The organism is Pseudomonas sp. 3B-A001-10F (assembly GCF_056313565.1).
In genome coordinates this window covers 435654-453775 of sequence record NZ_JBQYFW010000001.1, presented here as the reverse complement: position 1 = coordinate 453775, position 18122 = coordinate 435654, and the positions used below count along the sequence as shown (strand labels likewise).

The 18122-nt window shown below is 60.5% G+C and carries 19 protein-coding genes; 8 read left to right on the top strand and 11 right to left on the bottom strand.

The window, feature by feature from the left end; translation table 11 throughout:
- The first annotated feature begins 49 nt into the window (after nt 1-49).
- Nucleotides 50-880, top strand: a complete 831-nt coding sequence (locus tag AC0ZWN_RS02180) for an oxidoreductase (RefSeq protein WP_476333896.1) — start codon at nt 50-52, stop codon at nt 878-880.
- Between the two features lie 131 nt (nt 881-1011).
- A complete protein-coding gene (locus AC0ZWN_RS02175; protein ID WP_476333895.1) occupies nt 1012-2556 on the top strand; it encodes an MFS transporter in 1545 nt (514 codons plus the stop codon).
- Between the two features lie 114 nt (nt 2557-2670).
- On the opposite strand, the gene AC0ZWN_RS02170 is transcribed toward AC0ZWN_RS02175, so the two are convergent.
- Entirely contained in the window at nt 2671-4062 is a 1392-nt protein-coding gene (locus AC0ZWN_RS02170; RefSeq protein WP_476333894.1) for an aldehyde dehydrogenase family protein, read from the bottom strand.
- 103 nt (nt 4063-4165) lie between these two features.
- On the opposite strand from AC0ZWN_RS02170, the gene ptrR reads away from it, so the two are divergent.
- Nucleotides 4166-5044: a putrescine utilization regulator PtrR gene (gene ptrR, locus AC0ZWN_RS02165; protein WP_186614361.1), complete on the top strand. Its 879-nt coding sequence runs from the start codon at nt 4166-4168 to the stop codon at nt 5042-5044.
- Nucleotides 5045-5071: 27 nt separating this feature from the next.
- Here the strand turns inward: ptrR and AC0ZWN_RS02160 are convergent, their stop codons facing one another.
- Nucleotides 5072-6637, bottom strand: coding sequence for an aldehyde dehydrogenase (NADP(+)) (locus AC0ZWN_RS02160; protein WP_476333892.1), 1566 nt, complete (start codon nt 6635-6637; stop codon nt 5072-5074).
- On the bottom strand, nt 6634-7272 hold the full coding sequence (locus tag AC0ZWN_RS02155; RefSeq protein WP_320414273.1) for a cysteine hydrolase family protein: 639 nt from the start codon (nt 7270-7272) through the stop codon (nt 6634-6636). Before AC0ZWN_RS02155 ends, AC0ZWN_RS02160 begins: the two co-directional genes overlap by 4 nt.
- A 98-nt stretch (nt 7273-7370) precedes the next feature.
- Here AC0ZWN_RS02155 and AC0ZWN_RS02150 point away from each other — a divergent pair, with 98 nt between their 5' ends.
- A complete protein-coding gene (locus AC0ZWN_RS02150) occupies nt 7371-7868 on the top strand; it encodes a winged helix-turn-helix transcriptional regulator (protein WP_476333891.1) in 498 nt (165 codons plus the stop codon).
- 6 nt (nt 7869-7874) lie between these two features.
- On the opposite strand, the gene AC0ZWN_RS02145 is transcribed toward AC0ZWN_RS02150, so the two are convergent.
- Entirely contained in the window at nt 7875-8498 is a 624-nt protein-coding gene (locus AC0ZWN_RS02145; protein WP_476333890.1) for a glutathione S-transferase family protein, read from the bottom strand.
- A 100-nt stretch (nt 8499-8598) separates the two neighbouring features.
- Nucleotides 8599-10014, bottom strand: coding sequence for a purine-cytosine permease family protein (locus AC0ZWN_RS02140; RefSeq protein WP_093437518.1), 1416 nt, complete (start codon nt 10012-10014; stop codon nt 8599-8601).
- Between the two features lie 235 nt (nt 10015-10249).
- Between AC0ZWN_RS02140 and AC0ZWN_RS02135 the strand changes: the two genes are divergently transcribed.
- A complete protein-coding gene (locus tag AC0ZWN_RS02135; protein WP_476333889.1) occupies nt 10250-11161 on the top strand; it encodes a LysR family transcriptional regulator in 912 nt (303 codons plus the stop codon).
- 18 nt (nt 11162-11179) lie between these two features.
- On the opposite strand, the gene argE is transcribed toward AC0ZWN_RS02135, so the two are convergent.
- The 6 genes from argE to AC0ZWN_RS02105 form a co-directional block, all read right to left on the bottom strand.
- Nucleotides 11180-12328: an acetylornithine deacetylase gene (gene argE, locus AC0ZWN_RS02130; RefSeq protein ID WP_476333887.1), complete on the bottom strand. Its 1149-nt coding sequence runs from the start codon at nt 12326-12328 to the stop codon at nt 11180-11182.
- Nucleotides 12325-13002 carry a DUF1028 domain-containing protein gene (locus AC0ZWN_RS02125; protein WP_099758741.1) on the bottom strand — a complete coding sequence of 226 codons (678 nt, stop codon included), beginning with the start codon at nt 13000-13002 and terminating at the stop codon, nt 12325-12327. Before AC0ZWN_RS02125 ends, argE begins: the two co-directional genes overlap by 4 nt.
- A gap of 119 nt (nt 13003-13121) precedes the next feature.
- Entirely contained in the window at nt 13122-13538 is a 417-nt protein-coding gene (locus tag AC0ZWN_RS02120) for a RidA family protein (RefSeq protein WP_476333886.1), read from the bottom strand.
- A 57-nt stretch (nt 13539-13595) separates the two neighbouring features.
- Nucleotides 13596-14915, bottom strand: a complete 1320-nt coding sequence (locus AC0ZWN_RS02115; protein ID WP_093437537.1) for a flavin-containing monooxygenase — start codon at nt 14913-14915, stop codon at nt 13596-13598.
- A 207-nt stretch (nt 14916-15122) separates the two neighbouring features.
- Nucleotides 15123-15389: a FecR/PupR family sigma factor regulator gene (locus tag AC0ZWN_RS02110; protein WP_476333884.1), complete on the bottom strand. Its 267-nt coding sequence runs from the start codon at nt 15387-15389 to the stop codon at nt 15123-15125.
- 62 nt (nt 15390-15451) lie between these two features.
- On the bottom strand, nt 15452-16270 hold the full coding sequence (locus AC0ZWN_RS02105; protein WP_476333883.1) for an alpha/beta fold hydrolase: 819 nt from the start codon (nt 16268-16270) through the stop codon (nt 15452-15454).
- Between the two features lie 186 nt (nt 16271-16456).
- Between AC0ZWN_RS02105 and AC0ZWN_RS02100 the strand changes: the two genes are divergently transcribed.
- From AC0ZWN_RS02100 to AC0ZWN_RS02090, 3 genes are all read left to right on the top strand, one after another.
- Complete coding sequence (locus tag AC0ZWN_RS02100) at nt 16457-16906, top strand: winged helix-turn-helix transcriptional regulator (RefSeq protein WP_476333881.1); 450 nt, start codon at nt 16457-16459, stop codon at nt 16904-16906.
- 97 nt (nt 16907-17003) lie between these two features.
- Nucleotides 17004-17552, top strand: coding sequence for a hypothetical protein (locus AC0ZWN_RS02095; RefSeq protein ID WP_095050131.1), 549 nt, complete (start codon nt 17004-17006; stop codon nt 17550-17552).
- Nucleotides 17553-17600: 48 nt separating this feature from the next.
- Nucleotides 17601-18011, top strand: a complete 411-nt coding sequence (locus tag AC0ZWN_RS02090; protein ID WP_095050056.1) for a lipocalin-like domain-containing protein — start codon at nt 17601-17603, stop codon at nt 18009-18011.
- Nucleotides 18012-18122 lie beyond the last annotated feature (111 nt).

Below are 18122 nucleotides of genomic sequence, written 5' to 3'. Positions count from 1 at the left end.
TCAAGAAGACCCGGCACCACCGCCAGGGTCGCAGACAGGAGGAGTTGATATGCGTACCTGGTTCATTACTGGCGCTTCCCGTGGTTTTGGTAGCTTGATCGCAGAACGCGCCCTGCGTGCCGGCGATGCGGTGATCGCCACTGCACGTAACCCGCAAGACATCACCGAGCGCCTCGGTGCTCAGCCGAACCTGCTGGCGGTGCGTCTCGACGTCACCCGTGAAGACGAAGCGCACCAAGCGGTTGCCGAAGGCATCAAGCGTTTTGGCCGTATCGATGTGCTGATCAACAACGCCGGTTTTGGTGTGCTCGGCGCCGTCGAAGAAACCAGCGCCAGCGAGGCCGAGCGCCTGTTCGCGACCAATGTGTTCGGCCTGCTCAATGTTACCCGCGCGGTGTTGCCACATATGCGGGGGCAACGCAGTGGCCGGGTGATCAACATCTCGTCGATCGGTGGCTACCAAGCTTATATGGGCTGGGGTGTTTACGGCTCGACCAAGTTCGCCGTCGAGGGCATTACCGAGGCGTTGCATCAGGAACTGGCGCCGCTGGGCATTCAAGCCACGGTGGTCGAGCCGGGCTTCTTCCGCACGGATTTCCTTGATGAGCAGTCGCTGATCAAAACCCGGCTTGAGCTGGCGGACTATGACGAAACCGTTGGCAAGATGCGTGCGTTCGCCGAGGCGGCCAACCATGCGCAACCGGGTGATCCGCAGAAGTTTGCCGAGGCGATGCTGGCGCTGGTCAATGCGCCGAATCCGCCGCAGCGCCTGGCGCTGGGAAGTGACACGGTGGCGCGCATCGAGGCGAAGAATCGGTTGGTGGCGCAAGAACTGGCCGAGTGGAATGAGCTGGCGCTGTCTACCGATTTCGCCAACTGAACGCCGGATCTGTGAGAGCGAGGCTGCTCGCTCTCATCTTTTCCGTGCGCAAACTTCGGTGGATTTTTCTGCGGTTTTCGCGCCTTATTCGCTGCGTTATGCAGCACTGTGATTGCTCAAGGGATGGAATGATGAACGCTATGACTCCGCCGCACGGAACGCGCGACAAGTTGCTCATACTGGCGGCCGTGTGCCTCTCGGCGCTGGTTCTGCCGTTAAGTTTTACCGGAGGCGCGGTGGCGACGCCGGCCATTGGCCGCGATCTGGGCGGTAGTCCGGTGGCGCTGACCTGGATCACCAATGCGTTCATGTTGTCGTTCGGCAGTTTGCTGATGGCCGCCGGCGCATTGGCTGACGTGTACGGACGCAAACGCCTGTTTACCTTCGGCATGTTGCTGTTTACCGCCGCGTCGATCGCGCAGAGTCTGGCGCCTTCGGTGTTCTGGCTGGATGTGTTGCGCGCTGTACAAGGAGTGGCGGGAGCGGCGGCGCTGGCCAGTGGTTCAGCGGCGTTGGCGCAAGAGTTTGAAGGGCATGCCCGGACCCGGGCGTATAGCGTGCTCGGCACGACGTTCGGCATTGGTCTGGCATTCGGGCCGTTGGTGGCGGGTGCGTTGATCGAGGCCTTCAACTGGCGGGCGATTTTTGTCTTTACCGCGTTGATTGGAATCATCGCGCTGGTTTTCGGTGTGCCGCGCATGCGTGAAACCCGCGACCCGCATGCCAAAGGGCTGGACTGGCCGGGCACGCTGCTGTTCAGCGCAATGCTGGCGCTGTTTACGTTTGGCCTGATCCAGGCGCCGGACAGTGGTTGGGACAGTCCACTTGTGCTCGGTTTGCTGTGCGCTTCGGCGGTGTTGCTGGCCGCTTTCGTGATCGTCGAGATGCGTGTCGAACGGCCGATGCTGGATCTGACGCTGTTTCGTTATCCGCGATTCATCGGCGTGCAGATGCTGCCGATCGGCACCTGTTTCTGCTACATCGTGCTGGTGGTGATGTTGCCGCTGCGCTTCATCGGCGTTGAGGGGCTGAGCGAGATCGACGCCGGTCTGCTGTTACTGGCGTTGTCGGCGCCGATGCTGGTGGTGCCGATGCTGGCCGCATCGCTGGCGCGCTTCGTTTCCGCCGGTATCTTGTCCGGTGCCGGTTTCCTGATTGCCGCTGTGGGCCTGCATTGGCTGAGTTTGTTCAACGTCGGTGACGCGAAATTTGCGCTGGTGGTGCCGATGTTGCTGATCGGTATTGGCGCCGGTTTGCCGTGGGGGCTGATGGATGGTTTGTCGGTCAGTGTCGTGCCGAAAGAACGCGCCGGCATGGCGGCGGGCATCTTCAGCACTGTGCGAGTGGCGGGTGAGGGGATTGCATTGGCGATTGTCGCGGCGGTGCTGGCGTCATTGCTGCACGCCGATCTGTCGAGTGCCCTGCACGCAGTGACAGGCAGCGCTGAGGCGTCGCTGATCGCCGAGACCGCGCACCGGGTGACCACCGGCGATATGGCCCATGCGGTCAACACGGTTCCGGGGCTGGCCAACGGGCGTCTGGTGCAAGGGTATGCTGCGGCGTTTCAGTATCTGCTGCACATCCTGACAGTGATCACGCTGGTGGCGGCTGCGGTGGTATTAGGGCTGCTGAGCAAGGATCGCAGCGTCGCAGAGCCGCAACAGGCTGCCGCATAAAGCCAATGTGGGAGCGAGCTTGCTCGCGAAAGCGGTGTGTCAGCAACAGAAGTGTTGACTGACATTGCCTCTTCGCGAGCAGGCTCGCTCCCACAGGTTTTTCAAGTGTCTGGATTATTTGCGATCCAGCCACACGGTTTGCGCATTGCAGAACTCGCGTACGCCGAAGTGCGACAGTTCACGGCCGAAACCGCTCTTTTTCACGCCACCAAAGGTCACACGCGGATCGCTGGCCGAGTAGCCGTTGATGAACACGCCGCCGGTGTCCAGTTCGCTGGTCAGTTGCTGGGCCAGTGTCACGTTGGCGGTGTAAATGGTCGCGGTCAGGCCGAACTCGCTGTCGTTGGCCAAGGCCACGGCATGCGCGCAATCGCGGGCGGTGATGATCGAGGCGACCGGGCCGAACAGTTCCTGTTTGAACGAAGTCATGCGGTCGGTGACATCGGCCAGCACGGTCGGCTCGTAGTAGTTGCCCGGGCCTTCAGACTTGCCGCCGCCGAGCAACAGCGTTGCGCCTTCTTCAAGGGTGTCGCGCACTTGCTGGTCGAGTTCATCACGCAGGTCGAAACGTGCCATCGGGCCGATGTAGGTCTCGGCAGACAGCGGATCACCGACCTTCAACTTGCGCGTGGCCTCGACGAACTTGCGGGTGAACTCTTCAACCACGCCTGCTTCGATGATCAATCGTTTGGCCGCTGCGCAGACCTGACCGGAGTTCTGATAGCGACCGATCACAGCGGCTTGCACGGCTTCATCCAGATCGGCGTCGTTGAGCACGATAAACGGATCGGAACCGCCGAGTTCCAGCACGCATTTCTTCAGCGCGGCACCGGCCTGAGCGCCGATGGCCATGCCGGCACGCACGCTGCCGGTCAGGGTCACGGCGGCGATACGCGAGTCGGCGATGGCAGTGGAAACGCCTTCCGGGGTGACGTTGATCACTTCAAACACGCCATCGGCGAAACCTGCGCGGGTGAAGGCGTCGCGCAGCAGATAGGCGCTGCCCATCACGTTCGGCGCATGTTTGAGCACGTAAGTGTTGCCGGCGATCAGCGCCGGCACGGCACCGCGCAGCACTTGCCAGATCGGGAAGTTCCACGGCATCACTGCGAGGATCGGGCCGAGCGGACGGTATTCGATGCGCGCCTTGCCGCCTTCAACCTGGGTCGGTTCAGCGTCAAGCATGGCCGGGCCATTCTCGGCGTACCACTCGCAGAGCTTGGCGCATTTCTCGATTTCACCACGGGCCTGAGCAATCGGCTTGCCCATTTCCTGGGTGATCATCGTGGCCATGGCTTCGCTGGTTTCACGCAACGCACCAGCCAGGGCGCTCAACAAGCGCGAGCGATCTTGCAGCGGCTTGCGCTTCCACTTGCCAAAGCCATAGGCGGCGCGGGTCAGCGCAGCGTCAAGGGCAGTGGCGGATTCAAATGCGTAGTGACCGATCTGCTCGCCGGTGGCGGGGTTGATCGAGATGGCGTGGGTCTGGCTGGAAATCTGGCTCATGGCATCGTCCTGCATGTTCGTCGGATGGGCCTAGAGTAGGGTGGTGTTTGTTTTCTGGAAACTGAATAATAAAGATCGTTTCTTTCACGATTGGAGAATGACTGTGGATCTGGTGCAGCTGGAAATCTTCAAAGCCGTTGCCGAGCACGGCAGCATCAGCGCCGCCGCCGCGCAGATTCATCGCGTGCCGTCGAACCTGACCACGCGGATCAAGCAGCTTGAGCAGGATCTGGGCGTTGATCTGTTTATCCGTGAGAAAAGCCGTTTGCGCCTGTCGCCGGCCGGGTGGAGTTTCCTTGAATACGCGCGGCGAATTCTCGACCTGGTGCAAGAGGCCCGGGCGACGGTGGCGGGGGAGGAACCGCAGGGCGCGTTTCCGCTAGGCTCACTGGAAAGCACGGCGGCGGTGCGCATTCCCGAACTGCTCGCGGCGTACAACCAATTGCACCCCAAGGTCGATCTCGACCTGTCCACCGGGCCGTCCGGCACGATGATCGACGGCGTGCTGTCCGGGCGTCTGGCTGCAGCTTTTGTCGACGGCCCGGTGCTGCATCCGACGCTGGAAGGTGTGCCGGCATTCGAGGAAGAAATGGTCATCATCGCGCCGCTCAACCACGCGCCCGTCAAGCGCGCGGCGGATGTCAACGGCGAGAATATTTATGCCTTCCGTTCCAACTGTTCCTACCGTCACCACTTTGAAAAATGGTTCAGCACCGACGCCGCCGTACCGGGCAAGATCTTCGAAATGGAGTCCTATCACGGCATGCTCGCCTGTGTCAGTGCAGGCGCCGGGCTGGCCTTGATGCCGCGCAAAATGCTGCAGAGCATGCCCGGCAGCGCGACCGTCAGCGTCTGGCCATTGGCGGCGGATTTTCGCTATCTGACCACGTGGCTGGTATGGCGGCGGGGCACGGTATCGCGCAGTCTGAGCATGTTTGTGCGCTTGCTGGAAGAGCGCGGGGTGGTGCGCGCAGATGCATGATCGCGTCTGCCGCGCACTGGGTTGCCGTTATTGCCCGTCGACGCTGCGCGGCAGATTCAGCGGATTACTCTCGCGCAACACCTCTGGCAACAACTCATCCGGAAACCCTTGATAAGCCACGGGCCGCAAGAAACGCTCGATCGAGGTCATGCCGACCGAAGTGAAGCGGCTGTCCGATGTGGCCGGAAAAGGGCCGCCGTGCACCGTGGCAAAGGTTACTTCCTGTGGATGCGCGAAGGCGTTGACCACGATGCGTCCAGTGCGGCGTTCAAGAATTGGCAGCAGGCGCCGCGCCAATCCCATATCGACACTTTCAAGGTGAATCGCCGCGCTGAGCTGACCTTTGAACGAACGGGCGACGGCCAGCAACTCGGCTTCATCGTTGACAGCAACCAGGAGCGCCGATGGACCAAACACCTCATGAGCCAATGCCGGTTCGCCGAGTAACCGGTGTCCCTCGACTTCCAGCAACGCAGCACGTCCGGCGAATGTGGCATCGGCCGGCGTGCCTGCCGCGATCACCTGCGCGCCGGCACCTTCCATCGCCATTAGACCCTCGACGTAGGCACCATGGATGCCCGGCGTCAGCATTGTCCGCGCCGATGCCTCGCTGACCCGATTGCGCATGGCGTTGCGCAGCTCTTCAAACCCCGCACCGCGGATGGCGATCAGGATCGACGGACACAAACAGGCCTGCCCGACGTTGACCAGCATGCGCTCGATAAAGCCGTCGCCGATTTCGGCGCCGCGTGCCGCCAGCGCCTCGGGCAGGATGAAGGTCGGGTTGACGCTGGTCATTTCGGTGAACACCGGGATCGGCTCGGGGCGCAATTGCGCACGGCGATAGAGCGCCATGCCACCCGGTTCGGAGCCGGTGAAGGTCACGGCTTTGATCAACGGATGATCGACCAGCGCTTCGCCGATGGCATTGCCGCCGCCACGCACCATCGAGAAAACACCTTCGGGCAAGCCATGCGCCTGCACGGCTTTACGAATGGCGAGGGCCTGGATTTCCGAGGCGCCGGGATGCGCGTTGTGTGCCTTGAGAATCACCGGTGCCCCGGACGCGAGTGCCGACGCGGTATCGCCACCTGCCACCGAATAGGAAATCGGGAAGTTGCTCGCGCCGAAAATCGCCACCGGGCCGATGGCGATTTTTTGCAAGCGATGATCCATCCGTGGACGTGGCTGACGCTGGGGTTGCGCCGGGTCGATGGCCAATTGCAGAAAGCGGCCTCGGCGCACCACATCGGCGAACTGGCGGAACTGGATTGCGGCTCTCAAAGCTTCGCCCTCAAGCTGAGCTTCGGGCAGCCCGGTTTCCAGTGCCGCGCGTGCCGCCAGTTCGCTGCGCACCTCATCGAGGTTGTCAGCGACGCTCTCGAGAAACGCGGCACGCTCGGCCAGCGAGGTGTGGCTGTAGTGGTCGAACGCGGCATCGGCGAGTGTTGCAGCCCGATCAACCTGGGCCGCACCGCCGAAAGCGAAGTCCGGTTCTATCCGTTGATCGGTGGCCGGGTTCAGCGCTTTCATCGTGCCTTCGGTGGCGGCAACATCCGCCGCGCCGATCAGCAAATGGCCGGTCAGACTCATTGCGCTTCACCCTGGGCTTTGAGGTTGGCAATCAGTTCGTCGGTGCTGGCAATCACGTGAGCGAATGTCGGGCCGTTGAGTTCGTGAGCGGCGTGCATCATTTCCGCTTTGAAGGCCGCTGTTGCATCGCGGACCAGGGTGACGTGGTAGCCCAGTTCCGAGGCATAGCGCGCGGTGGCTTCGATGCAGGTGTTGGCCAGCAGGCCGACGATGATTACGTGGGTGACGCCTTGCTGCTTCAGGCGAAAATCCAGGTCGGTGTTGGCGAATCCACTGGAACCCCAATGTTCCTGAACCACGATATCGCCATCTTTCGGGGCGAAATCCGGGTGCCATTCGCCGCCCCATTCGCCCCGGGCAAAATGATGCATGTGCATGATTTTGCATTGGGTCGGGGTCGGGTGGTCCCAGGTTTCGTAGTCGCCTTTTTCCCAGCGATGATGGGGTACGATGACCACCGGAATGTTCAGGTCGCGCACCGTGCGGTCGAGTTTGCGCAGGTTGTCGAGCAGGCCGTTCTGCTCGGCCATGGGTTTGATCAAAGGGAAAATCTTGCCACCCTCCGACAGAAAATCGTTGTACGGATCGACCAACAGGTAGGCGGTTCTGTCCAGCGGATAGGGGGTATTCGACATGGCTGCTTGCTCCGGCAATGGAATTATCGATGCACAGGGCTTGTCCCGGCATCGTGTAGATATGATAATCATAGTAACTGTAAAAGAGGCAAGCCCTGATGGCAGTAAACGATAGTCTTCCCGATACGCTGTGCCCGATTTCCCGGGCCGAGACGATCGTCGGCGACCGCTGGACCGTGCTGGTTTTGCGCGAGTTGTTCATGGCCAATCATCGCTATGACGAGATCCAGGCGCAGACCGGCGGTACGCCGCAGATGGTTGCCGCGCGTCTGAAATGCCTGGAAGCGGAGGGGCTGGTTGAGCGCCGGTTGTACAACGAACGGCCGAAACGCTACGAGTACCACCTCACCGCGAAAGGCGAGGCGTTCTACCCGGTAATCATCGCGTTGCGGGCGTGGGGAGAGACCTGGTGCAAATCACCGGAGGAGGGGCTGGCGGTGAACATGACCCACAAAAACTGCAACCACGACGCCGGCCTCGGGCCGCTGTGCGATCACTGTGGCGAACCGTTGCGTCGGCAAGATCTGATCAGCCAGCCACAAGCAGCCTACGCCGCCGAACGGCAGGCGCGGCGTGAGGCGTTCAAAGGCAAATAACCTCGATCACGGCGTGCCGTTGCGACCGTGCAGCACGTAGCCGGGGCGCAGGTTCAAGCGCTCGTAGTAGGCTTTCACCGCAGCAAAATCCGGGTGAGCCAGTGGCGTTTCGAACCAGCGATTCACCGACAGCCCGATGGGAATGTCCGCCAGGGAAAACTGTTCGCCGCTGACGTAGGCGCCGGTCTTCTCCAGTTGCCGGTCGAGGATTGCCATGTTCTTCGACCATTGCTCAATCCCGACCGCCAGTGCGGTGCTGTCCTGATGCTCAGGCGACTGTCGCACCAGCGACAGAAAGGCGTACGACCACGAGCGATTCAGCTCCGACGCTTGCCAGTCGATCCACTGATCAATCCGCGCCCGGGTTTGCGCGTCAGTCGGGTAGAGGTGCGAACCGTCGTAGCGCGACACCAGATAACGAATGATCGTGTTCGATTCCCACAACGTGAAGTCGCCGTCCTGAATCACCGGCACCATGGCACAGGGATTGAGCGCGAGAAACTGCGCATCGTGCGTCGATCTGAATCCCGAACCCCAGTCTTCACGCTCGAAAGGAATCTGCAATTCAGCGCAAGTCCACAGGACTTTGCGCACGTTGATCGATGAGGCTTTACCCAGTATTCGCAGCATTGGATTTCCCTTACCCAATAATCGTCAGGCCTGAAGTAATACCACACCGCAATAGACAAGGCCCGCACTGGGCGGGCCTTGGTTGTTCATCAGGTCAAAATCACAGACTGCTCGCCAGTTTCCCGCCCATCATCCGCCGACGATAGGAGGTGTCCCGATTGGCCAGCCAGAAGTACAGCGGCGAGGTCACCAGCAGCCCCACCAGCCAGGACAGGTCCGCGCCGTTGATGTGCGCCGACACCGGGCCTACGTACAGCGGCGTGTTCATGAACGGGATCTGCACGGCGATGCCGATCGCGTAAGCCAGCAAGGCTTGCGGGTTGTAGCGGCCGTAGATGCCGCCGTCGACCTGGAAGATCGACTGGATGTCGTACTGACCTTTGTGGATCGCGTAGAAGTCGATCAGGTTGATCGCCGTCCATGGCACCAGCACCACCAACAACACCAGCACCATGTCGACGAAGTGGCCGATGAAGTCCTTCGAGGCACCGACGGCGGCAAAGCAGCAGGCCAGCAACACAATGATCGAGATCACCGCGCGGCTCTTGGCGGTGGGGATCCAGCGGTAGGCGAAGGTTTGCACCAGAGTGATCAGCGACAGCACCGCGCCGTAGAGGTTGAGGGCGTTGTGGCTGATCACGCTGAGCAGAAACAGCACCAGCATCAGCGGGCCAATGGAACCGGTGGCGAGCTTCACCGCGTCCATGGTGTCCATGCCGACGGGCGTTGCCAGCACCGCGACGGCACCGAAGATGAACGCCAGGCTCGACCCCAGCGCTGAACCCAGATACGTGGTCCAGAACGTCGACGAGACTTTGACGTCGGCCGGCAAGTAACGCGAATAATCGGACACGTAGGGCGCAAACGCGATCTGCCACAACGCCGCCAACGACACAGTGGCCAGCCAGCCGGACAGGTTGAAGCTGCCGCGAGTGAGGAAATCATCGGTTTGAATGTGGGTAAAGATGTAGCCGAAACCGACAACGATGCCGATCCCCAACACCCACGTGCCGATGCGGTTGAGCACGTGGATAAAGCGGTAGCCGATGATGCCGATGACTCCCGAACCGACTGCGCCGATGACGATGCCGACCGGCACCGGAACGCTGTCGACCACGCCATGCAACGACTTGCCGGCCAGCACGATGTTGGAGGCGAAAAAGCCGATGTACATGACGCCGGCAATCAACACCACCAGCAGCGCGCCGAGCGAGCCGAACTGCGCGCGACTCTGGATCATCTGCGGGATGCCCATCTGCGGGCCTTGCGCCGAGTGCAGCGCCATCAACACGCCGCCGACCAGATGGCCGACGAGAATCGCGACGATGCCCCAGAGCAGATTCAAGTGAAACAACTGCACGCCCAGTGCACCGGTGACGATGGGCAACGGCGCGATATTGCCGCCGAACCAGAGCGTGAACAGATCCCTGACCTTTCCGTGGCGATCTTCGGGGGGCACGTATCCTATCGTGTGTTTTTCAATCAGCGGAGCGGAGGATGCTGTTGGGGTAGCCATGACGAACTCCAAGGCAAGGATGAGTACGTGGACGTACTTCGGCAAGCGCCGGCACGGGCGGCGCATTTCTTGTTGAAGTGATCATGTGCAAAGCGTCGGGATAGATAAATTAGTAAGTTTGTTGCTACAGACCTTAAAAAAAATATGCTTCGGCTGGCGCCTGCGTCCGGTATGTTCAAGCTTGATCGTGCGCCAGGGAAACAGGGCGAACACTCGCGCTCTTCGGGAGACTCACATGGCCGCCTACAACCTGCGCCAGCTCAAATACTTCGTCACCACCGCCGACTGCGGCAGCGTTGCCGAGGCCTCACGCAAGCTCTACATCGCGCAGCCGTCGGTCTCCACCGCGATCAAGCATCTGGAAGAGAGCTTCGGCGTGCAGTTGTTCATCCGCCATCACGCCCAAGGCGTCTCGCTGACGCCCAGTGGCTCGCGGTTCTATCGCAAGGCGCTGGAGTTGCTGCGGGTGGCTCACGAGTTCGAACAAAATGCGCTGGCTGACAATGACGTGGTCGCGGGGCAGATCGATATCGGCTGTTTCGAAACCGTCGCACCACTGTACTTGCCGCGTTTGATCGCCGGCTTCAAGTCGCGCTGGCCGGGGGTGGAAATCCGCATTCGTGATGGCGAACAACAAGAGTTGGTGCAGGCCCTGACCGCCGGCAGCATCGACGTGGCAATGATGTTCGAGCACGACCTGGACAGCACCATCGAAACCACGCCGCTGATGCCACCCCAGCAGCCTTATGCGTTGCTGCCGGCCAGCCACCGCTTTGCGCAACAGGCAAAGGTCTCGCTGGCTGATCTGGTGCTGGAACCGATGATCCTGCTCGACGTGGTGCCGAGCCGCACCTATTTCGTGAGCATCTTCGAAGAGCGCGGGCTGACGCCGAACATCGTCTTCAGCTCACCGTCGATTGAGATGGTGCGCGGTATGGTCGGCAACGGTTTCGGCTTTTCGATTCTGGTGACCAAACCGTTCAGCGACTACACCTACGACGGCCAGCAAGTGGTGTGCGTGCCGCTGGCGGAAAACGTCACCGGTTCGGGATTGTCGGCGGCCTGGCTGCGCCGGGTGCAACTGACCAAACCGGCGCAGTTGTTTGTCGATCATTGCCGCGAAGAACTGGCCCGAGTGCACCCGTGAGGGCGGTCGGGCCGGGGTTCAATCACTGATAAACGCAAGCATGCGCTGAAGCATCTGATCGCACGCCTGCAACTGATCGAGGCTGACAAACTCATCGGGCTTGTGACCCTGATCCATGCTGCCGGGGCCACACACCACGGTGGGAATGCCTACTGCATCAAACAACCCGCCTTCAGTGCCGAAGGCCACGGTGCCGAAATCCGTTGAACCGCAGAACGCAGAGATCAACTCAGCGGCCTGACTTTGCGCATCGGTGGCCAGCCCCGGATACGCGGATAAGGCGCTGAAGCGAATATCACTCTGCGCACTGACCGCGCGCATACGCGGCAGCACTTCGCGCTCGGCGTAGGCTTTCAGTGCTTCGGCGACGAGCGCTGGATCCTGCGAGGGCAGGGCGCGGATCTCGAAATCGAAACGGCAATCGGCGGGCACGATGTTCAAGGCCTTGCCGCCGCTGATCACACCGGTCTGCACCGTGCTGTAGGGCGGGTCGAAGCGCGCATCGTGATGCTCCGGCGCTTTCAGTTGCTGGCCGAGGCGACCCAGTTCGCCGATCAGTTCGGCGGCGTATTCAATCGCGTTGACCCCGAGCGGCGCATAGGCCGAATGGCAAGGATGGCCCTGCACATCGCAGCGCATTGCCAGTTTGCCCTTGTGGCCGAGCACCGGTTTCAATTCGGTCGGTTCGCCGATGATGCACAGCAACGGTTTGATCGGGCGTTGCTGCAAGACCTTGAGCAACGAACGCACGCCGAGGCAGCCGACTTCTTCGTCATAGGACAAGGCAATGTGCACCGGCAGGCGCAACGACGCCTGCACGAGCGCCCGCACCAACGCCAGCACACAGGCGATATAACCCTTCATGTCCGCGGTACCGCGCCCAAACACCTTGCCGTCGCGTTCCGTCAGTTCGAACGGCGGCAGCGTCCACGGCTGACCATCGACCGGCACCACATCGGTATGCCCGGACAGCACGATGCCCGGTTGATCCACCGGACCGATCGTGGCGAACAGGTTGGCTTTGCTGCGCTCATCGTTGTAGATCAGCGCGCAGGGCACGTCGAAACCTTCGAGGTAATCGCGAACGAATTCGATCAGTTGCAAGTTGGATTCACGGCTGGTGGTATCGAACGCCACCAGCGCCTTGAGCAACTCGACGCTGTTCATCGGTCATCACCGGCCACGCCATAGCCCGGCGCCTTGGCCGGATCGAGGGCGCGGTCGATGTAGTCCTGAAGCTGAGGCTCGTAAGCGTTCCAGAGTTTTTGCAACTGACCGATCGGGTCTTCATCAGCCCAGTCGACGCGCAGGTTGACGATCGGCCAGGTCTGCTCGCCGACCACCACAACAGCGGCGGAGTGCACCGGGCCGGCTTCGCCACCGAGCGCTTGTGCGGCGTGCAGGGCTTTGAGCAGACGATCAGCGAGTTGACCTTCGCCGTCCTCGAAGGCGCTGACCATGGCTTCGATCACCGAACGCCCGGCAAGCATGTTGCCGGCGGCGACGCACTGTTCGCCGCTGACGGCGTTGTGCACGCCGAGGGTTTGCGCACCGCTGAAATGTGCGGTCTGGCCGAGGTGGTTGATCGCGGTGATCTGCCGGTACTGACTGTAGCCGTTGCGCGTGAGGACTTTATCCAGCGCATCGTCCGGCGCCAGACCTTGTTCCATCAGCGCGAGGACTTCCGGGCCGAGAGACGGCAGGGTGATGTTCTGGCTCGACACCGCGCCAACACCAGGCAGCAGCCACGGGCAACGGGCGCCTACGGCGATGCTGGAGGAACTGATGGCGACACCGAACTGGCCGGTTTCGGCGCAGCGGGCTGCGATTGAAAAGGTCATCTATTGAACTCCTTGTGTGTCTGGACTGGCCTCTTCGCGAGCAGGCTCACTCCCACATTGAAATACATTCCCCTGTGGGAGCGAGCTTGCTCGCGAAGGCCGCGACTCGGTGTGATGCCTTACGCAGGAATCACCGCAATCACATCAATCTCCATCAACCACTGCGGCTGCCCCAGTGCCGACACCACCAGTCCGGTGGAAATCGGAAACACACCCTTGAGCCACTTGCCGACTTCGCCATACACCGCCTCGCGATAACGTGGGTCGATCAGGTATGTGGTGGTCTTGACGATATGACTCATGTCGCTGCCAGCCTCTTCGAGCAGTTGCTTGACGTTGCGCATGGCCTGTTCTGCCTGCGCGCGCGGATCACCCAGACCGATCAGATTGCCGTCGAAATCAGTGCCGACCTGACCGCGTACATACACGGTGTTGCCGGCGCGCACGGCCTGGCACAGGTCGTTGTCCAGCGTCTGGTTCGGGTAGGTGTCTTTGGTGTTGAACATGCGGATGCGGGTGTGAGTGGGCTGGCTCATGGAAAGCTCCTGAAGAAGGTATGCCCGGCGCAATCGGCGCCGGGGCGTAAAGGGCTGTCAAGCGTCGACGGTGTCGGCGGCTTTGCTGTGGCTGTTCTGGTGCAACTCGGCTTCACGCTGCTCGGCATCCCGATAGTCCAGATACTTGCGCTGGGTGGCGATGTGATCGGCGACATGCTTGGCGTCGTGCCACACGCCCCAGATAAACGACGAACCCCGGCGCGACTGCCACGGCAGACCGAGGAAATACACCCCCGGCTCACTCGACACGCCGCGCTGATGCACAGGCTTGCCCTTGTCATCGAACGCTGCGACCTGCAACCACGAGTAATCCACGGCAAACCCGGTGGCCCAGATGATCGAGGTGACGCCAGCCTCGGCCAGATCCAGATCGGCCAGCGGATTTTTCACGCACTCGGGGTCGGGATAGGTTTCGCGCGCCTCTGGTTCTTCCGGCAGATCGAGGCCGTTGCGCTCGATGTAGGCATCGGCGGCATCGAGCAGCGCCAGATAATTCTCGTCGCCGCGAGTGAGGTTGCCGACCAGGTCCTGCTTGAAAGTCACCACGCCGTTATTGAACGATTCGGTGACGCCGACCAGGGTCATGCCGCGATGGGCCAGACCACGGAAATCGATGGTGCGACCGCCATGGGCGCCGCTGACTGCGATGGTCACGTGCTCACGACCGGGTTTCATCGCCGCTTGATCCCACTCGCCGAGCACGCCGAGCCACCAGCAGAAATCCCGGTTGCGATAAGCGCGAGGCGGGCGGTCGTGAGCGCCGACCGACAGGTAAACCTGCTTGCCGCTACGTTGTAGCTCATCGGCAATTTGCACGCCGGAAGAACCGGCACCGACCACCAGCACTGCGCCTGCCGGCAGTTGCTGCGGGTTGCGATAATCTGCGGAATGGATCTGCAACAGACGTTCGTCTTGCGGGGCAATCGCCGGGATCACCGGTTTCTGAAATGGTCCGGTCGCGGCGACTACGCGGCTGGCTTCGATCACGCCTTCGGACGTCTCGACAGTGAAGCCCGGGCGGCCGACATTGCGCACCACGCTTTTCACCTCAACGCCGGTACGGACCGGTGCATTGAATTTCTTTGCGTAGGCTTCGAAGTAGTCAGCTACACGTTCTTTCGGGGCGAAACCGTCGGGATCGACGTCATCGAATTCCAGGCCGGGGAAGCGGTCGTGCCACGCCGGGCCGTTGGCCACCAGCGAGTCCCAGCGCCCGGTGCGCCAGCGTTCGGCAATGCGATTGCGCTCCAGCACGAGGTGCGGCACACCGAGTTTGCTCAGGTGCTCGCTCATCGCCACGCCCGCTTGGCCGGCACCCACGATCAGCGTGTCTGTTTTTATTATTTCAGGGGTCATCTCTACATCCTTCCTAGCAAGGCAGTGGGATTCGGGCCGCTGTTGGCTTGTCCGTTTGGCTTGAGGTCAGACTAGGGAGAGGGGGGATATCGGTAAAATATTATTAAGCTGGGATGTGAAGATAAAATTCTGATGCAGAGGGGCGAAAGTTTTTAAAAATGCGGGCTTCAGCGCTGGAGGCGGCAAGGGCGGGGGCAAACCTGGTCGCTAAATTTCACGCTTGCTTTCAGTCGCCGCCCCGTGACCGGTGAGGAGTTTTTTCGCCGTCTCGGGCTCATCCGGCAATTGGCCGCTGAGATCCCAGATTTCGAGCATTTTTGCGTATTCGAAAGCGTGGCGCGAGTCGCGCTGTATCCAGCGCTGGAAATCCTGGCGTACAGCCGGCGGACAATTGTCATCGTGCAGACGCATGCACCAATCGGCGGCTTGCACAGAGATGTCTTCGTCCATTGCGTTGAGGTCGGAAGGGGTCATGGAACGAGGGTAACAAAAAAGCCCGTCAAACCGATGCCGACGGACTTTTTAATTTCGAATTTTCAGCGTTTGAGAAACGCTAGCAAATCCTCATTCAATGCCTGTGCATGGGTCACCGCAAAGCCGTGCGGTGCCCCGGCGTAAACCTTCAACTCGGCGCCTTTGATTTGTGCGGCCGCTTGTTTGCCGGTGGTTTCGAACGGCACGATCTGGTCGCCGTCGCCATGAATCACCAGCGTCGGCACGTCGATCTTGGCCATGTCCGGGCGGAAGTCGGTTTCCGAGAACGCCGTGACGCAATCCACGGTGCCTTTGAGCGAGGCCATCAGAGCGATATTCAGCGTTTGCGTGAGCACGCCGTCGGAGACTTTCTGGCCTTGATTGGTGCCATAGAACGGCGCGGCGAAATCGGCGATGAACTGCGCACGATCCTGCAGCAGGCCGGCCTTGATGCCGTCAAACACTGAAGTATCGACGCCTTGCGGGAAGTCGGCTTTCTTGCCGAACAGCGGTGTCACTGCGCCCAACAACACCAGACCGGCAACGCGCTCGCTGCCATGCCGGGCGATGTAGCGGCTGACGTCGCCGCCGCCCATGGAAAAGCCCACCAGCGTCACGTCACGCAGGTCCAAATGGTTGATCAGCTGCGCGATGTCATCGGCGAAGGTGTCGTAGTCATATCCGGTCCACGGCTGATCGGAACGGCCGAAACCGCGACGATCAAAGGCAATGGTGCGATAGCCACGGCTGCTCAGGTATTCCATCTGGTATTCCCACATGTCGGCATCCAGCGGCCAGCCGTGGCTGAACAGCACAGGTTTACCGCTGCCCCAATCCTTGTAGTAAATCTCGGTACCGTCTTGCGTGGTGAAGGTGCTCATGGAAACTCCTGCGTCAGGGATCGCGAGTGATGCCGAAATGGCGACATTCACTATCAACGCAAAGCGATCCGGCTACTTGTATGCAGGTGCTGGTTTTAGGTCGGCTCGGTCGTGGATCCGCGCCAGAGTTGTATGATGCAACTCAAGGCCGCCCGGTCGCCCACTGAATCGAGGGAGTACGTTTACGTGAAACGCAAAAGTCTGCAGGGCAATGCCTGCCCGGTTGCCCGCACGCTGGATCTGATCGGTGACTGGTGGTCGTTGTTGATCATTCGTGATGCGCTGGATGGCATCCGGCGTTTCAATGATTTCCAGAAGAGTCTGGATATCGCCAAAAACATGCTCAGCGCGCGCCTCAAGGGGCTGGTGGAGCAGGGGATTTTGCAAGCGCTGCCAGCCGCCGACGGCGGCGCTTATAAGGAATACGTGCTGACTGAGCGCGGTAAAGCCTTGCAGACCGTGATCGTCGCGCTGTCGCAGTGGGGCGGTGAATTCATGTACGCGCCGGGTGAGCCGGGTTCGGTGATGGTCGATGCGAAGAATCGTCAGCCGATTCGCAAGCTGGCGTTGACCTCGGCCGATGGTCGCCTGCTTGCACCCGATGACGTCGCGACGCGACTGGGTGTTGAGCACTGACGAACAAAGGTTTGACGTCAAAATGATGGCCAACTAATATCGCGCCGCTATTCTGATGTCATCCTTGGCGCCAGTCCTTAATCGAGAAACTTCGTCCGTGAATAAACGCGCATTACTGCCTCTGGCTGTGATTTTCACGCTTGTAGGCTGCCATTCCACTGTTCGGGATTCCTCCCCGAGCCTGCTCAAAGACGGTGTTCAGTTGGGCCAGAACACCGTTGCCACGGATGACCAGCACGCCAAGGTCATCATGAAGGCCACGGGTGGTACCAATCCGGTGGAGTTTTCCATCCGGCGTGCGGATGACCCTGACCGTCGCATGGAGGTGCTTGGCACCGTCGTCGATTCAGGTCGGGGCCATGTTTTCGGCTGGATCGCCAAGCTCAATGAAGTGGCCAACAGCGCCACGGTCAAGCGCTTCCCACAAGTGGAGGCACAAGCGGATGCCGACAAGCCCTTTGAAATTTCGGGGTATTCGAACAGCCGGGTTACGGGAGGTATTTATACCTGTGGGCCGCTGACCACTGTTTTCACTCCCGAGCGTGGCAAGGTCTACCAGGTGGAGTTCCAGTTCAGCGGTGAGCATTGCGAACAGCATGTTTATGACGTTACTCAGCCCCGGCAGCGCACGCTCGTAAAGAGTTGAGTCGGCACGCACAGCGCACTGAATTTATCGAAAAAAAGGAAATACTCTGTGAAACGGAATCTCTCCCTGGCACTTATCATTCTGGCCGCCACATTGTCTGGCTGCGCCACTAATAAGCCGGTCGTTGACCCATCGCTGGTCGGTTCATGGAAAGGTCAGCGCGACGAAAACGGCAAATGCCAGTTCATGTCCTGGAAAAACCAGTTCAACGCCGACGGTACTTTCTCCATAACCTTTTTCCGCGACGCCAAGCAGACACAGAAGGTGCAAACCGAGCATGGCACCTGGACAGCTACCAATGGCAAGAGTGTGCTGAGAACCAATGGCGTCGCTGCGCCTGATGTTTACACCTACAAGCTTACTGATGCTGACACGGTGCATTACGTCAATGTGGAGAAAGGTCCTTCGGCGGATTGCCAGGAAGATTATGCCTTTGATGAGCACCGTATTCGCGGGTAAGCCAGTCAGAAGCATCGCGGGGCTGCAACGGCCCCGTTTGTTCAATTCTTGATACAAACCCGACAAAAGGTTTAAACGATAGTTTGACGTCAAAATGATGGCCATCTAATA

Bases quoted from the DNA above. Each gene is read 5' to 3' on its own strand.
- AC0ZWN_RS02110 (WP_476333884.1), bottom strand. From the start codon at position 15,389: ATGACCCCTTCCGACCTCAACGCAATGGACGAAGACATCTCTGTGCAA.
- AC0ZWN_RS02125 (WP_099758741.1), bottom strand. From the start codon at position 13,002: ATGACCTTTTCAATCGCAGCCCGCTGCGCCGAAACCGGCCAGTTCGGT.
- argE (WP_476333887.1), bottom strand. From the start codon at position 12,328: ATGAACAGCGTCGAGTTGCTCAAGGCGCTGGTGGCGTTCGATACCACC.
- AC0ZWN_RS02180 (WP_476333896.1), top strand. From the start codon at position 50: ATGCGTACCTGGTTCATTACTGGCGCTTCCCGTGGTTTTGGTAGCTTG.
- AC0ZWN_RS02170 (WP_476333894.1), bottom strand. From the start codon at position 4,062: ATGAGCCAGATTTCCAGCCAGACCCACGCCATCTCGATCAACCCCGCC.
- AC0ZWN_RS02145 (WP_476333890.1), bottom strand. From the start codon at position 8,498: ATGCTGCGAATACTGGGTAAAGCCTCATCGATCAACGTGCGCAAAGTC.
- AC0ZWN_RS02140 (WP_093437518.1), bottom strand. From the start codon at position 10,014: ATGGCTACCCCAACAGCATCCTCCGCTCCGCTGATTGAAAAACACACG.
- AC0ZWN_RS02175 (WP_476333895.1), top strand. From the start codon at position 1,012: ATGAACGCTATGACTCCGCCGCACGGAACGCGCGACAAGTTGCTCATA.
- AC0ZWN_RS02105 (WP_476333883.1), bottom strand. From the start codon at position 16,270: ATGAGCACCTTCACCACGCAAGACGGTACCGAGATTTACTACAAGGAT.
- AC0ZWN_RS02160 (WP_476333892.1), bottom strand. From the start codon at position 6,637: ATGAGTCTGACCGGCCATTTGCTGATCGGCGCGGCGGATGTTGCCGCC.
- AC0ZWN_RS02135 (WP_476333889.1), top strand. From the start codon at position 10,250: ATGGCCGCCTACAACCTGCGCCAGCTCAAATACTTCGTCACCACCGCC.
- AC0ZWN_RS02120 (WP_476333886.1), bottom strand. From the start codon at position 13,538: ATGAGCCAGCCCACTCACACCCGCATCCGCATGTTCAACACCAAAGAC.
- AC0ZWN_RS02155 (WP_320414273.1), bottom strand. From the start codon at position 7,272: ATGTCGAATACCCCCTATCCGCTGGACAGAACCGCCTACCTGTTGGTC.
- AC0ZWN_RS02115 (WP_093437537.1), bottom strand. From the start codon at position 14,915: ATGACCCCTGAAATAATAAAAACAGACACGCTGATCGTGGGTGCCGGC.
- AC0ZWN_RS02150 (WP_476333891.1), top strand. From the start codon at position 7,371: ATGGCAGTAAACGATAGTCTTCCCGATACGCTGTGCCCGATTTCCCGG.